Annotated in this window: 12 protein-coding genes; 4 read left to right on the top strand and 8 right to left on the bottom strand. The window is 73.7% G+C overall.

Features of this window, described 5'->3' with window-relative positions; translation table 11 throughout:
* Positions 1–174: 174 nt before the first annotated feature.
* Positions 175–1695, bottom strand: a complete 1521-nt coding sequence (locus ABT095_RS12360) for a hypothetical protein (RefSeq protein WP_350529301.1) — start codon at positions 1693–1695, stop codon at positions 175–177.
* Positions 1696–2115: 420 nt separating this feature from the next.
* Positions 2116–3360, bottom strand: coding sequence for a phosphoribosylamine--glycine ligase (purD, locus tag ABT095_RS12355; RefSeq protein WP_350529300.1), 1245 nt, complete (start codon positions 3358–3360; stop codon positions 2116–2118).
* Positions 3361–3741: 381 nt separating this feature from the next.
* Between purD and ABT095_RS12350 the strand changes: the two genes are divergently transcribed.
* Complete coding sequence (locus tag ABT095_RS12350) at positions 3742–4521, top strand: SLATT domain-containing protein (RefSeq protein WP_350529299.1); 780 nt, start codon at positions 3742–3744, stop codon at positions 4519–4521.
* A 140-nt stretch (positions 4522–4661) separates the two neighbouring features.
* On the opposite strand, the gene ABT095_RS12345 is transcribed toward ABT095_RS12350, so the two are convergent.
* From ABT095_RS12345 to ABT095_RS12335, 3 genes are all read right to left on the bottom strand, one after another.
* The gene (locus ABT095_RS12345) at positions 4662–5309 is read right to left on the bottom strand and encodes a putative DNA-mimic protein (RefSeq protein ID WP_350529298.1); all 648 of its coding nucleotides are present in this window, start codon (positions 5307–5309) and stop codon (positions 4662–4664) included.
* A 44-nt stretch (positions 5310–5353) separates the two neighbouring features.
* Complete coding sequence (locus ABT095_RS12340; protein WP_350529297.1) at positions 5354–6250, bottom strand: GntR family transcriptional regulator; 897 nt, start codon at positions 6248–6250, stop codon at positions 5354–5356.
* A 153-nt stretch (positions 6251–6403) separates the two neighbouring features.
* Complete coding sequence (locus tag ABT095_RS12335; protein WP_350529296.1) at positions 6404–7201, bottom strand: carbon-nitrogen family hydrolase; 798 nt, start codon at positions 7199–7201, stop codon at positions 6404–6406.
* A gap of 181 nt (positions 7202–7382) precedes the next feature.
* Between ABT095_RS12335 and ABT095_RS12330 the strand changes: the two genes are divergently transcribed.
* Both ABT095_RS12330 and ABT095_RS12325 read left to right on the top strand, forming a co-directional pair.
* Positions 7383–8204, top strand: a complete 822-nt coding sequence (locus tag ABT095_RS12330) for a maleylpyruvate isomerase family mycothiol-dependent enzyme (RefSeq protein WP_350529295.1) — start codon at positions 7383–7385, stop codon at positions 8202–8204.
* 142 nt (positions 8205–8346) lie between these two features.
* The gene (locus tag ABT095_RS12325) at positions 8347–9180 is read left to right on the top strand and encodes a BRO-N domain-containing protein (RefSeq protein ID WP_350529294.1); all 834 of its coding nucleotides are present in this window, start codon (positions 8347–8349) and stop codon (positions 9178–9180) included.
* Between the two features lie 76 nt (positions 9181–9256).
* Here ABT095_RS12325 and ABT095_RS12320 read toward each other — a convergent pair whose 3' ends face one another.
* The 3 genes from ABT095_RS12320 to ABT095_RS12310 form a co-directional block, all read right to left on the bottom strand.
* Positions 9257–10576, bottom strand: coding sequence for an MFS transporter (locus ABT095_RS12320; protein WP_502884863.1), 1320 nt, complete (start codon positions 10574–10576; stop codon positions 9257–9259).
* 71 nt (positions 10577–10647) lie between these two features.
* Positions 10648–11874, bottom strand: a complete 1227-nt coding sequence (locus ABT095_RS12315) for a M64 family metallopeptidase (protein ID WP_350529293.1) — start codon at positions 11872–11874, stop codon at positions 10648–10650.
* Between the two features lie 191 nt (positions 11875–12065).
* Complete coding sequence (locus ABT095_RS12310) at positions 12066–13295, bottom strand: benzoate/H(+) symporter BenE family transporter (RefSeq protein WP_350529292.1); 1230 nt, start codon at positions 13293–13295, stop codon at positions 12066–12068.
* A 196-nt stretch (positions 13296–13491) separates the two neighbouring features.
* Here ABT095_RS12310 and ABT095_RS12305 point away from each other — a divergent pair, with 196 nt between their 5' ends.
* Complete coding sequence (locus ABT095_RS12305) at positions 13492–14109, top strand: hypothetical protein (protein ID WP_350529291.1); 618 nt, start codon at positions 13492–13494, stop codon at positions 14107–14109.
* Positions 14110–14232 lie beyond the last annotated feature (123 nt).

Here is a 14232-nt window from a genome sequence, read left to right as displayed (position 1 = left end):
TCACGCCCGCGAGCGGCATGTGCCAAGCGGATGTGCGTGCCGTCCAGCACACCACACCCAGCTGGCGCTGCGTCACCCCAAGGTAGCAACAACTCTCGTTGACCCCGTTCCAAGAACCGGCTCCGCCGGGGCGTGCGGCTGACGGGCCGTCCGTGACCGGTACGGCCGCCCCGGTCAGAGCCGCACCGGCCGCTCCAGCCGGATGCCCTCGGCCTCCAGCCAGCCGCGCAGCGGGGCGTCCTTGCCCTGCTCGACGGCCTCCGCGACGGCGGCGGCCAGATCCGGGCGCCGCACCCCGCCGATCAGCAGCACCGGCCCGTCCAGCCAGTCCAGGCCCGGGGTGCCCGCTCCGGCGTCGAGCACGGCGCAGCAGACCGTCGCCGTGACGTGCTCCACCAGCAGGTCGGCCCCGCCCCGGCCCGGCTCCAGCAGGGGCGCGGCTCCCGGCGGGGGCGCGAGCGCGGCGGCACGCGCCAGCTGCAGGGTCAACGCGGCCGCCAGCGGCTCCCCGGCGCCGTCCGCGAGGCGCTCGAGCACCCGCTGCAGCGTCGGGCCGGTCACCGGCTGCTGCTCGGTGCCCTCGACCAGGTCGAGCGCGGCCTGCAGGGTGGCGGCCTGGCGGCGCCAGGAGCGGTCGGTGACCTCGGCGGGGTAGTCGGCCCAGTCGAGCGGCTGCCAGTCGGCCTCGGTGCGGCCGGTGAGCAGCTCGGCGGCCAGCAGGGAGACGGCGGCGTCCATCGAGCCCGGCTCCTCGAGCAGGTCGCAGGCCGGGCGGTCGCCGAGGCGGCTCTCGTAGCCGTCGGCCAGCCGGTCGCGCCGGGAGAGCTCGGTGAGCGCGGCGACCACGCCCGCGTCCAGGTGGGCCGGGTGCCGGCCGAGCCGCCAGGCGGGGAGGGCGACCCGGGTGAGCAGCCTGTCCCATCCCGCGTAGGCGAGGCCGACCTGCTCCTGGGCGGCGATCCGCAGCCCGTAGTCCACCGCCTTGGCCCGCTCGGAGGCCCGGGCCGCCACGGCCCGCTCCAGCTCAGCGGAGTGCTCCCGGCAGGCGCCGAGCAGCGTCCGCAGCACCCGGGCGGTGAAGCCCCTGCGCCCGGCCTCGCCGAGCGCCGCGTCCAGACCGCGGACGAAGCGGCGGGCGGCGGCGATCTCGGGATCGGCCGAGGCGGCCGTCCCGGCCACCACCGGGGCGAGCAGGGCACGCAGCTCACCGGCGCGCATCCACCACAGGAAGGGGGAGCCGATCACCAGCACCGGAGCCGCGGGTTCCGAGCGGTGCCGGCGGTGCTGGTGGTGGTGCTCCTCCTCCAGCCAGCTGTCGCAGTCCGGCACCAGGGCGATCCCGGCGGGCGCGGGCACCTCGAGGCGCTCCGCGAGCTCGGTGATCAGCCCGTACAGCTCGGGGGCCTCGGCGGGCCGCACCAGGACGGCGGGGGTGCGCGGCGGCACGGCCCGGCCGAGCGCCCGGGCCACCACGGCGGCGGCCAGCAGCGTGACCACGGCGGTTATGCAGACCACCCAGCGGACGGTGTCCCACAGCGGGGCGTCGGCGGAGCCGGGCGCACCGATCCGGCCGGTGAATCGCCCGGCGAGCAGCACCACGGCGAGCGCGGCGGGCAGCGCGGCGACGGCCAGCGCGCGCCCTCGGACCCGCAGCACGGCCTGGGCACGTACGCGGGCAGCGTCGACAGCGGCCATAGGCGCGACACCCCCTTCGGAGCGAGCGGCGAAATGATCAATTCCGACCGGAATTCGGCGGCAGCCGAACCGGACTGTGCATCCTGCGTGGCACTTCTGACAGTTTTGACGCCCGTGTCCGGGTGGGCGTTCCGGAACGCCACACTTTCCACCCGTCCTGGTGACAAGTGGCGCACCCCGGCACCGGTCGCGCATCCCCCGGCGGCCCCCCGCCACAGCGATTCAGCGCACCATAAGGCCGAAGCCCGGGCCGCGTCAGCCCATTGCGGAGTCGGTCACCCGAACGACTGGAATCACCCGACCGATCGGTGTGGCGGCTGGCGCACCCAACAGCAGATCCTCAGTTGCACTGAAAGGGGCGCGGGGCCCTGCTCGTTGTCGAGCAGGGCCCCGCGCCCTCGGTGGTCACCCGGCGACCGGTCAGCCGGCGGCCTTCGCCGCGATGTCCGTCCGGTGGTGCGAGCCCTTCAGCGAGATCGCCGCGACACCCCGGTAGGCCTTCTCGCGGGCCTCCTTCAGGTCCGCCCCAACGGCCGTCACGGACAGCACGCGGCCGCCGGCGCTGAGCACCTCGCCGTTCTCGCCCGCCTTGGTGCCGGCGTGCAGCACGAACGCGGTGCCGTCCGCCTCGGCCTCGGCCAGGCCCTCGATCGGGTCACCGGTGCGCGGCGCGGCCGGGTACCCCTCGGAGGCGATCACCACGGTGACGGCGGCGCCCTCGTCCCAGCGCAGCGGCTCCAGCGTGCCGAGCGTGCCCTGGGCGGAGGCCAGCAGCACGCCCGCCAGGGGGGTGCGCAGGCGGGCCAGCACGACCTGGGTCTCCGGGTCGCCGAAGCGGGCGTTGAACTCGATCACCCGGGTGCCGCGCGAGGTGAGCGCGAGCCCGGCGTAGAGCAGGCCGGAGAACGGGGTGCCCCGGCGGCGCAGCTCGTCCACGGTCGGCTGCAGGACGGTCTCGAGGACCTCCTGCACCAGGCCCTCGGGGGCCCAGGGCAGCGGCGAGTAGGCGCCCATGCCGCCGGTGTTCGGGCCCTGGTCATCGTCCAGCGCGCGCTTGAAGTCCTGCGCGGGCACCAGCGGCAGCACGGTGGTGCCGTCGGTGATGGCGAACAGCGAGACCTCGGGGCCGTCCAGGTACTCCTCGATGACCACGCGCTCGCAGGAGGCCGCGTGGGCGGCCGCCTCGGCGCGGTCGGAGGTGACCACGACCCCCTTGCCGGCCGCCAGGCCGTCGTCCTTGACCACGTACGGGGCGCCGAAGGCGTCCAGCGCCTCGGCCACCTCGGCCTCGGTGGTGCAGACGTAGGAGCGGGCGGTGGGCACGCCGGCGCCGGCCATCACGTCCTTGGCGAAAGCCTTGGAGCCCTCCAGCTGGGCGGCCGCGCCGGACGGGCCGAAGACCGGGATGCCGGCCGCGCGGACGGCGTCGGACACGCCGGCCACCAGCGGGGCCTCCGGGCCGACCACGACCAGCTCGGCGCCGAGCCGCCGGGCGAGCGCCGTGACGGCGGCGCCGTCGAGCTGGTCGACCGGGTGCACGGCAGCGAGCTGGGCGATCCCGGCGTTGCCCGGGGCGCAGTGCAGCTCGGTGACGTCGGAATCTTGGGACAGAGAGCGGCACAGGGCGTGTTCGCGGGCGCCGCCGCCGATGACGAGGACCTTCACGCTTGGAAGGGTAGTCGGTGGCCTGTTCGCGCCGTGCCCCGGCTCCGGCGGAAGCTCCAGTCCGGGCGTCCACAGCCTGCGAAATCCTGGAGGAAGCTCCAAATCGGACGGGCGGGGCGACCGCGTGTCATGTCAGTGGAGCGGTGCAGACTCGCTCGCGCGGGTGAAATCTCGCCATCCCCCGAAACTCTCCGACCTCGGGGAAAGGGGGTGAAATCCCATAACGATCACTGCCGAAGCGACCACATGGTCAGCCATTTGGCGGTAAGAAGTGCTGTTGGACAGCAGTACCGCGCCGCGTGGTACGCAGTCAGGTCGACGAGCAGTCAGGTCCGGCACCAGCCAGGGCCTCCGCAGTCCCCGTCACAGGGAGCCCCACAGGTGAGCCAGCCGGAAATGCAGCCCGAGGAGACCCCCTGGGGCAAGGAAGTCGGCGAGGAGGACCAGCCCGCCGCCGCCGGGCGGGCCCCGACCCGCCGCCGCACCGATCTGAGTGCCCGCCAGTTCCCGCTGGGGGACTGGGGCGAGCCCGCCGAGCGCCTGGAGGAGCTCTACCGCTGGTCCGAGGAGCGGGCCGTCGAGGCGATCGACTGGTACCGCCGGGACCGCGTCTGGAAGCGCCGCTGGGCCCGCCTGCTGCGGCTGGGCGCCGGCCTGTTCGGCGCGGCCGGGATCACCGCCCCGCTGATCGCCCTGACCGGGCTGGCCGACCGGGCCGCCGACTGGGGCTACGTGGGCCTGGCGCTCTCCGTCGCCTGCCTGGGCGCGGACCGCGCCTTCGGGCTGACCTCCGGCTGGATGCGGGACATCTCCACCTCGCAGGCCCTGCAGCGGCGGCTGGAGGCCTTCCAGTTCGACTGGGCCTCCGAGTGCGTGCGGGAGGTTCTCGGGCCCACCGAGGGCACGGCCGGGGAGGCCGCCGAGCGCTGCCTCGGTGTCCTGCGGCGCTTCTGCGAGGACGTCTCCGACATGGTCCGCACCGAGACCTCGGAGTGGATGCTCGAGTTCCGCGCCTCGATGACCCAGCTCCCCACCCAGGGCCCCGGCAGCTGGGGCGGCCGCACCGAGGGCGGCGTCGGCGCCCAGGTCCGCATCCTCCCCCCGCCGGGCACCCGCCCCACCATGCCGCGCCAGCGCCCCCCGGAGGGCCCGCTGCGCTGACTCTCCACTCAGAGCTCCAGTTGCACTATCCAGGGGCGCGGGGAACTGCGCGAGTGCGGAGGACATCGGCCTGCGGCCTTCCGCTTCGCGCAGTTCCTCGCGCCCCTGGGTGTCGCAACCGAGCCTCGAGGGGAGAGGTGTCAGGCGAAAACGATCATCGATCCCTGCGTGACGCTCCGCGAAGCCGCCGCGAAGAGGCCGGCCCAGGCGTGGCGCTCGCGGGCGAAGGGGTGGAGGTCGTCGAGCGGGGGCCCGAAGGGCTGCTCCAGACCGGTGGGGCCGAGCGGCCGGGTGGGCTCCGGCGGGTTGAGGTGGTCTATCCCCAGCAGCGGCGCCACCGCCATCAGCTCCCGCAGCAACCCCTGCGAGGATCCCAGCGGGCCGCCGGCCTCCAGCAGGGCGTCCACCACCAGCGGCACCTGGAAGTCGATCGGCACGTACGCCCCGGCGTGGTCGAAGTGCCAGACCAGGTGCGACTGTTCCGCCGTGGACTCGAACATCTCAAGCAGCTGCTCGTAGTCCCCGCCCAGCGCGTCCACCGGGCTCAGCTGGAAGCCGGTCAGCCCCAGCAGGTACGCCCGGCGCAGGAAGTGCAGCGAGTCGTAGTCGAAGGCCGCTATCGGCTCGACCGAGCCGCTGTAGCCCGGCACGTACTCGTAGACCGGCACCTCGGGCAGCCCGTGGGCGGAGAGCGCGGCGTTGTACCGCAGCAGGTCGTCCCGGAAGGGGTTCTCGGGATTGTGCGTCAGCACGTCCACAAGCGGGACGAGCCAGAGGTCGCAGGCCATGGGCCGGCTCGTCCTCTCCGGTCGGCGGGCAACGACCGCCCACCCTACCGGCCCGCGGCCCCCGGGCCGCCGGGCAGCAGCGGACGGCCGAACCGCCCCGGCGGGAGCGAGCGCGGCAGCGGCACCAGCCCGAGCCCGACCGCCGACTCCTCGACCACCACCGGCCCGGCCGACGCCTTCGGCGGCACCGACGGCGACACCGGTTGGGCCGTCACGGCGGTGGCGATCAGCGGGAGCACCGCGACGGACTCCAGCGGGTTGCCGCTGAGCCGGGCGAGCAGCCGGACGGTGAACAGGTTGTAGTCGTTGACCACCTGGTGGGCGCCGGTGACGTCCCGGTCCTCGATCCGGTCGACCAGCTCGTGCTGGCGGTCCCAGTAGAGCCCGCGCAGGTCCTCGGCGGCCCGCAGGAAGGGCGCGGCGAACATCCAGGACTGCACCCGCAGCCAGTCCAGGTACTCGGCGCTGCGCCGGTTGCCGAGCAGCGCGCCGGCCTCCTGCCAGAACCGGCGGTCGCAGCCGACCAGCACGTCCAGCTGCCCGGCCCGGGCAGCCCGGGCGGCGGCCTCGGCGCGGCGGCGCAGCGAGGGCAGCCGGGACCAGTCGTAGCCGCTCGGCCGGGCGGCCAGCAGGCGGAAGGAGCTGTCGGTGAGCAGGGTGCGGCTCTCGAAGATCTCGAGGAAGTCCTGCCAGGTGAACTCCGGCACGGTGAAGCCGCGGTGGTGCTCGGCCCAGAGCAGGCCCTGGGCGGAGAGGTCGACCAGCGCCTCCCGGGCCGGAGTGGCCGAGACCCCGTAGAGCTCGGCGATCTCCTTGACGGTGAAGTTGCGCCCGGCGGCGAGCCGCCCGGCCATCATCTCCTCGCGCAGCGCCCCGGCGATCTGCTCCCGGAGGCTGTTGCGCTGGATCGGCACACGGCTGCCGCCGACGGTGCTGGGCATCGGGCGACGGCCTCCTATCCGGGCGCTGGCCGGGGCGGGTACGGGTCCGCCACGGGGTGGGCGGCGAACGCGACGACGGCTCATCTTCTCAAAGATGGGCACCAGATGCGCAATGCCTTAACCGCACCCAAATCCGACACTCCCCGACAGGCTCTACCGCTGGACGGGCGCCGGGATGCCGAGCAGCCGGTCCCGGTGCACCGGGAACTCCACCCGGGCCTTGTGCACCTCGGCCGGGTCGAAGTCCACCGTCAGGACCTCCTCGCCGCTGCCCGCCTCGGCCAGCACCTTGCCCCACGGGTCGACCACCACGCTGTGCCCGCCCTGCTCGACCCCGCCGTGGGTGCCGGCGGTGTTGCAGGCCAGCACGTACGCCTGCTCCTCCACCGCGCGGGCCCGGGCCAGCAGCGACCAGTGCTCGCGGCGGCGCTCCGGCCAGGCGGCGGGGATCACCAGCATCTCGGCCCCGGCGTCCAGCAGGGCGCGGAACAGCTCGGGGAAGCGCAGGTCGTAGCAGGTGGCGAGGCCCAGCGTGCCCAGCTCGGTGGTGGCGGTGACGATCTCCTGCCCGGCGCCCATCACCACGGCCTCGCCGCTGTCGAAGCCGAAGCGGTGGATCTTGCGGTAGGTGTGCGCGAGCTCGCCGTCGGGGGCGAAGAGCAGCGAGGTGTTGTAGATCGGGCCGTCCGGGTCGCGCTCGACGATCGACCCGGCGTGCAGCCAGACCCCGGCCGCCTTGGCCGCCGCCGACATCGCCTCGGCCGTCGGGCCGTCCAGCGTCTCGGCCCCGCCCGACCAGGCGTCGTAGGCGAAACCGCCGAGCGGCCACAGCTCGGGCAGGACCACCAGGTCGGCGCCCTCCTGGGCCCGTACCAGGGCGGCCGCACGGGAGCGCCGTTCGGCCGGGGGCTCCTCGTCGGAGACCACGAGTTGGATCAATGAAGCGCGCACACTACCACCGTCCGTGAGACGAGTCCTACGATCATCATCCGAAAGCGCTGCCCTGCTGTCACCCGGCAGCGTAACGTGCGGTTAGCGCGTCCGTCCGGCAGCCGGGGGAGCCGGTTCCGGCCGCCCTCCGGCGGTTTACGGGTGGCGCGGCAAGGAAGCTGACGGAGAGCCGGAGAACCCCGTGACGGACAACCAGACTCTGCAGACCTACATCGACGCCTGGACGCACTCGGTCGACTCGATAGCCGACCTGCTCTCCACCCTCCCCGAGGACTCCTGGAACCGGGCCACCGAGTGCCCCGGCTGGTCGGTCCGCGACATCGTCTCGCACGTCATCGCGGTCGAGTCCGAACTCCTCGGCGACCCGCGGCCGATCCACTCGCTCCCGAGCGACCTGCGGCACATCAGCAGCGACCTCGCCCGCTACCTGGAGCTGCCGGTCGACAAGCGGCGCTGCCACACCGCGCTGGAGATGACCAGCGAGCTGGAGTACGTGGTGATCCGGCGCTCGCGCGCCCTCCGGGAGGCGCGGTACGCCCCGGAGGACTTGGTGCGGCCGCCCTTCGGGCCGCTCTCCCGGGACCTCCCCTACGCCGAGCTCCTGCGCCTTCGGGCCTTCGACGTCTGGGTGCACGAGCAGGACCTCCGCCGCGCCCTCGCCACCCCCGGCAACCTCGACTCCCCCGCCGCCCGGATCGCCCGCGACCACCTGCTCGCCGCCCTCCCCCGCGTGGTCGCCCGCCTGGCCGGCGCCCCCGCCGACACCACCGTCGCCTTCGACGTCACCGGCGCCCAGGAATTCCTCCGCACCGTCCGCGTCACCCCCGACGGCCGCGGCACCCTCGACCCCACCGTCACCCTCGCCCCCACCGTCCAGTTCTCCCTCGACTGGGAGACCTACCTCCGCCTAGCCACCGGCCGAGGCCGCCCGGGGCCCGTGAAGATCGACGGCGACGAGGAGCTGGCGGCCCGCATCCTGGCCAACTTCGCGGTGACGCCTTAATAGAACGATCTGTGAATTCGCGTACCGATCGTCGCATTACCTGACACGCACTACCGTCGGTCCGGCGGGTGTCGGTACGTCACCCGTTCGGTCTCGTTACTCCATGCAACCGAGTGAACACTCGGAGTGAATGGAGGATGACATGAGTGATACCGGCGAAGAGATGACGTTGGCCCGGACGAGCTTCCCCATGACGGGGCAGCCGATCCGGGTGGTGATGATCGACGGCGAGCCCTGGTTCGCCGCTGCCGACGTGTGCGCGATCATCGGGCGTGGCAACCCGACCGACGCGGTGAAGGTCCTCGACAAGTGGCAGTTCCAGACCATCGACCTGCGCGACGTGACCCTTGTTCCGAACAAGGGTCACCACGTTCCCGCAGGTCAGAAAGCCTACCGGCGGGGGAACCCGCTGATTCTCGTGGTCAGCGAGTCGGGCCTCTACGGCCTGATCATGCGGTCGGACAAGGCGCCTGCCAAGCCCTTCCAGCGTTGGGTCACCGACGAGCTGCTCCCCTCGATCCGGCGGGGCGACACGGACGTGCCGAAGCAGCAGCAGCGGATGGCCGAGACCCTCGCCGAGGCGATCGGCCAGCAGGTGCAGATCATGGCCGAGATCCAGCACGAGGACGGCGGGCCCGGCGTCCACGTCCGCTCCGACGGGACGGTGCACTGCCGCCACGGGGAGATGGAGTACGTGGTGCCGAGCCGGGAAGAGGACAGCGGGCCGCCCTTCGGGCCGTACTACCAGTGCCCCAGCATTGAGCGGGTCGGGATCAGGGGCGGCACGGCGCTGCCGCGCTGCCGGCGGCTCAAGCTGGTCGACATGGTCCGCCACATGACCCGGCCCCCGGCCGAGGAGTCCGGACCGCCGCCGCTCGGCCGGGTGCTGGAGTGGGAGATCCGGACCAACCGGATCTACGGCTCCGCTCCGGACCTGGCCGACCTGCTCCGTGAGCTGGACCAGATCCCGGAGTAGTCCACAGGGTTGTCCACAGCACCGCGAATACCCTTACTTCGAGTGAGGGTATTCGTGTTTTCGCAGGTCAGAAACCCTAACCGTCGGCAAGCCTGCGCCGCAGCCACAGGATCGCCGCCACCCCGCCCGCCATCGGCACGTACAGCCAGCAGAACGCCCAGCGGTACGTCTCGGCGGTGTACCCGGCCGGGCCGGCCAGAGCGTCCAGGAGGACGCCGATGCCCAGCAGGGCGATCACCGCGCTGATGAAGCCGCCCATGTTGGCGATGCCGGTGGCCGTGCCGAGGCGTTCGAGGGGGTTGTGGGAGCGGGCGTAGTCGAGGCCGACCAGGGAGGCCGGGCCGTTGCTGCCCATGATCAGCAGGAGCAGGACGAGCAGCCAGAGGGGCGGGTGGCCGCCGGGCCAGGCGAGGGCGACGGCCCAGGCGAGACCGGTGGTGGCGATGGTGGTGAAGGTGATCGGCAGCCGGGCCCGGGGCGAGCGCATCAGCAGCCGCCCGAAGAGCAGCCCGAAGGCCATGTTGGCCAGCACGAGCAGGGTGAGCAGTCCGCCGGCCTCGGTCCGGGTCATGCCCTGGCCCTCGACCAGGTAGGGCAGGCCCCAGAGCAGGGCGAAGGCGCTGCCGGGGAAGGCGGTGGTGAAGTGGATCGCCATGCCGAGCCGGGTGCCGGGCTCGGCCCAGGACTCGCGGATCTGACGGCGGACGGCGAGCCGGGGAGGAGCAGCCGCCACGGCCACCGAACCGGGCGGAGCCTCCCGCAGCAGCAGCCACACCATCGCGAGCACCGCCAGGCCGAGCATCGCGACGGTGGTGAAGGTGACCGTCCAGCCCTCGGAGTGCAGGGCCTGGGCGAGCACCACGGTGGTGACCAGGTTGCCGCAGGTGCCGACCAGGCCGGTGAGCTGGGCGACCAGCGCGTTGCGCTTGGCCGGGAACCACCGGGCGACCACCCTCAGCACGCTGATGAAGGTCATCGCGTCCCCGCAGCCGAGGACGGCCCGCGAGGCCAGCGCGAGCCCGAAGGAGGGGCTGAAGGCGAAGGCCAGCTGGCCGCCGCTGAGCAGCAGGATGCCGGTCAGCAGCACCCGGCGCGGCCCGAAGCGGTCCACCAGCAGCCCGACCGGGATCTGCATCGCGGCGTAGACCAGCACCTGGAGGATCGAGAAGGTGGAGAGCGCCGAGGCGTTGATGCCGAACCGCTGGGCGGCGTCCAGGCCGGCGACGCCGAGGCTGGTGCGGTGCAGCACCGCCAGGGCGTAGACGCTGACGGCGATCGCCCAGGCGCCCCACGCGGCCCGCCCACCGGGCGGCCCCGCGACAGTCAGGGGGCCCGCCTCGAGCGGCGGCCGCGGACCAGGGACGGAACCGGCACGGGCGGGGCTGGCTGGGTCCACGGTCACCCGGACAGACTAGTCAGCCACCCACCCCGCCGGACAGGGGGTCGTACCCGAACCGCGGTTCCGTCTCAGCCCTTGAGCTTCCAGCTGACCGTCCGGGTCATCCGGGAGTCCCGGAAGGCCTCGTCGCGGACCCAGTCGGTGGTGTCCCGGACGGTCGCCGTGACGGTGAGCGGCCCGGTGAGCGGGAGCAGCGAGGTGTCCAGCCAGGTGCGGTCCGGGTCCTGCGGCTCGACCGGTTCGCCGTTGACCCGCCAGTCGATCTGCAGGTGGCGGCCGCCGACCAGCTCGACCGGGCGGACCTGCAGCCTGGGGCGGCCCTCCTGCTCGCCCTCGGCGGGCACCGGCTGGTCCATCGGGCTGACCCGGCGGTAGAGCTGCTCGATGATCGCCTCCCGGGAGGGCAGGTTGTAGCTGCCGCCCAGGGTGCGCATCACCGAGTCGGTGGTCGGCCGGTAGAGGCCGTTGGTGCTGCGGTAGGCGCCGACCGTGCCGGTGCCGTCGGGCGAGGCCGCGCCGAGCCAGCGCCACCACTTCTGGTGGCCCCGGCTCATCTCCTCGGCGCCGACCGAGGAGAGGTTGGGGTAGTCCGGGTCCTCGGGCGCGCTGTCGTACTCGTCGCCCAGGTCGCCGACGGTGTGCCCTATCTCGTGCTGGATGATCCGCCCCGCGTCCGGGCTGCCGCCGGCGAGGGTGGTGACGCCGGTGCCGCCCGCGCCGCCGTACTCGGTGGAGTTGGCCAGCGCGATCAGGTACTGCGGGCCGTCGCCCTGGCCCGCGTACCGGGCGGTGGCGGCTTCGTCCGCGCAGAGCAGGCGCGCCGTGCCCTCGCACCAGAAGTGCATCCCGAGGGGGGTGCCCAGCTTGCGGCTGTGGGTCTCGGTCTCGGCGATGCCGGAGACCGGGGAGACCACTTCGACCCGCCTTATGTTGAAGAAGCCCTGGTAGGTGCGGAACGGCTCGATGTCCATCAGCGCGTGCCAGGCGCGGTCGGCCTGGTCGCGGAAGAGGCTCTGCTGGTCGGCGGTGTAGCCGTCGCCGAGCAGGACGAGGGTGATCCGGTTGGCGGGGTCGCCGGTGCGCCGTATGTCGACGGTGGGGGCGGTGCCGGCGGCGCGGAGGTCCGCGCGGGTGGCGGCGTGCGGCGGTACGGCGCGGTCGGGGGCGGGGGCCGCGCCGATCGCGCCGAAGGGGGACGGCGCGACGAGCTCCAGAGCGGCGGGCAGCACGGCTGTCGACAGCAGCGCGAGCGCGGCCAGGCTCCGGACGAGACGGCCAGGATTGCCAGACGGCATACGGGTGCGTCCTCGGGGCTCCGGTCACCCGGCGGGCGCGCGGGTGGGGGTCGCGAAGACGTACCCCCGGCGCACGCGAAGCACTTCACTCCGGGTCGAGGTTCGCCGGACGGTGCCATTTCCCCAGGCCAACCGGCGCAACTGACGGGCGGAGCCCGTAACCACTGACTAGGGGGGCGTGCGGAGCCGGCTCAGGCGCGCGCCCCCGGGCGCCACCGCAGCAACAGGTGGGTGGCCAGGCCCAGCAGGAGGCCCCAGAAGGCGGAGCCGATGCCGTGCAGGGTCAGGCCGGAGGCGGTGGCCAGGAAGGTGATGACGGCGCCGTCGCGGTCGGCGGGGTCGGCGAGGGCGGCGGTGAGGCTGGACTGGAGGGCGCCGAGGAGGGCGACACCGGCGACGACGGCGATCAGGGCGGTGGGCAGGCCGGTGAAGAGGCTGACCAGGAGGCCGGCGAAGCTGCCGACCAGGAGGTAGAGCAGGCCGGTGGACATGCCGGCGATGTAGCGGCGGCGCGGGTCGGGGTGGCTCTCGGCGCTGGTGCAGATCGCGGCGGTGATGGCGGCCAGGTTGACCCCGGGCGAACCGAAGGGCGCGAGCAGGACGGAGACGGCCCCGGTGCTGGTGACCAGCAGGCGGTCGTCCGGCTGGTAGCCGGAGGCCCGCATGATGCCGAGCCCGGGCGCGTCCTGCGAAGCCAGCGCCGCGATGGTGAGCGGCAGCGCGAGGCCCACGGTGGCCGACCAGGAGAAGGCGGGGGTGGTGAGCACGGGGTGCACCGGCCCGCCGCCGCCCAGGTGCAGCGGCAGGCCCACGGTGGCGGCGGCCAGCACGCCGCCGGCCAGCAGCGCGAGCGGCACGGCGTACCGCGGCACCAGCCGCTTGGCGAGCAGGAAGGCCGCGAAGGAGCCGAGCACCAGGGCGGGGGCGCTCGGCAGCGCCTTGAAGATGCCCACCCCGAACTCGAACAGGATGCCCGCGAGCATCGCGTTGACGATCCCGGTCGGGATGGCCGCGATCAGGCGGCCGAACAGGCCGGTCACCCCGATGACCGTCACCGCGACGCCGCAGAGCAGGTACGCCCCGACGGCCTCCCGGTACGGGTAGGAGGCGAGGCCGGTCACCAGCAGGGCCGCGCCGGGGGTGGACCAGGCGGTGATCACCGGCTGGCGGGTGCGCCAGCTGAGCAGCAGGCAGGTGAGCCCGCAGCCCATCGCGACGGCCCAGATCCAGGAGGCGGTGTGCGCGGCGTCCAGGTGCCCGGCGGCCGCCCCGGCGAGCACCACCACGAGCGGGCCGGAGAAGCCCACCGCGATGCAGACCAGCCCGGCGAGCAGGGCCGGCAGGGAGACGTCCCGGCGCAGCGAGGGCCGGGACGGCGGCAGTTGCGGTGCGGTCGGCGCCTCGAGCTGGTGTTCAGTCACCCGCGAAGTATCGCGGAGGGCCCGGCGGCAACGCTCTCAAAATATTTCCGGACCGGCCGGCGACCCCGGCGGGGACGGGCGTCTGTACGGGTGAAGGGCGGCGGAGAGCGGACCGGCGAGCACCGGAGGGGCGCGGAGACCGGCCACCGTCGACCTGACGGATCATCACCACACCGCCCCCTGGGGGAGCTCCATCATGCATACGCCCGCCATCTCCCGCCCGGCCGTCCTCGCCGCCGCCCTCGGCCTCGCCCTGGCGCTTGCACCCACCGTCGGCAGCACCGCCGCCGTCGCCTGCGGCGACGACGCCCCGGCGGCCGCCGCCCCGGTCGAGCGGCACCGGACGGACCCGGTCTCGGCCTTCCTGCCGGAGTCCGCCACCACGGTGGCGGCCGGCGGGCCGGCCGTCGGACTCGGTGTCGAGCTGGGCAACTTCACCGGCTCGGCCTACCAGCACCTGGCCCCCGGCTTCGCCGTGTTCGGCAGCGCGGACGCGGGCGGCAACAAGCTGGTGAACCTCCAGCCGGAGCAGCTGACCGTCGAGGTGATGGCCGACGGCGCCTGGCGCCGGCTGCCGCTGCGGCTCTCCTGCGACCCGACTCTGGTGGCCGACACCTCCTCGCTGGCCGCGCCGCTGGCGGACCAGCACGCGCGCCGGTACCTCTTCCGGCTCCGGCTGGCGGCCTCCGTCCCGGCGAAGATCGAGCAGATCGACGTGTACAGCGGCTCCACCGCGCAGAACCGCCCCAACCGGCGCACCCTCACCCTCACCCACCCGGCCGCCACCGCCCCGACCGCCGGCGGCTCCCGCTGACCGGCATGCGGAAGGGCCCTGCCCCCGGCCTTGGGTTCTAGTGGTCGTCGCAACACCCCAGCTCAAGGGGTGCGATGGACTTCGAGATCCGTGAGGACCGGACACCGCAGGGTCCTCGGAAGC

This window comes from Kitasatospora sp. NPDC002227 (genome assembly GCF_040296285.1).
Taxonomy (GTDB): Bacteria; Actinomycetota; Actinomycetes; order Streptomycetales; family Streptomycetaceae; genus Kitasatospora.
Note: the sequence above shows the minus strand (reverse complement) of the source record. Positions and strands in the feature narration are given on the sequence as shown.

Coding starts and splice junctions, on each gene's coding strand:
- ABT095_RS12360 (WP_350529301.1), bottom strand. CDS start 1,695: ATGGCCGCTGTCGACGCTGCCCGCGTACGTGCCCAGGCCGTGCTGCGG.
- ABT095_RS12345 (WP_350529298.1), bottom strand. CDS start 5,309: ATGGCCTGCGACCTCTGGCTCGTCCCGCTTGTGGACGTGCTGACGCAC.
- ABT095_RS12340 (WP_350529297.1), bottom strand. CDS start 6,250: ATGCCCAGCACCGTCGGCGGCAGCCGTGTGCCGATCCAGCGCAACAGC.
- ABT095_RS12325 (WP_350529294.1), top strand. CDS start 8,347: ATGAGTGATACCGGCGAAGAGATGACGTTGGCCCGGACGAGCTTCCCC.
- ABT095_RS12315 (WP_350529293.1), bottom strand. CDS start 11,874: ATGCCGTCTGGCAATCCTGGCCGTCTCGTCCGGAGCCTGGCCGCGCTC.
- ABT095_RS12305 (WP_350529291.1), top strand. CDS start 13,492: ATGCATACGCCCGCCATCTCCCGCCCGGCCGTCCTCGCCGCCGCCCTC.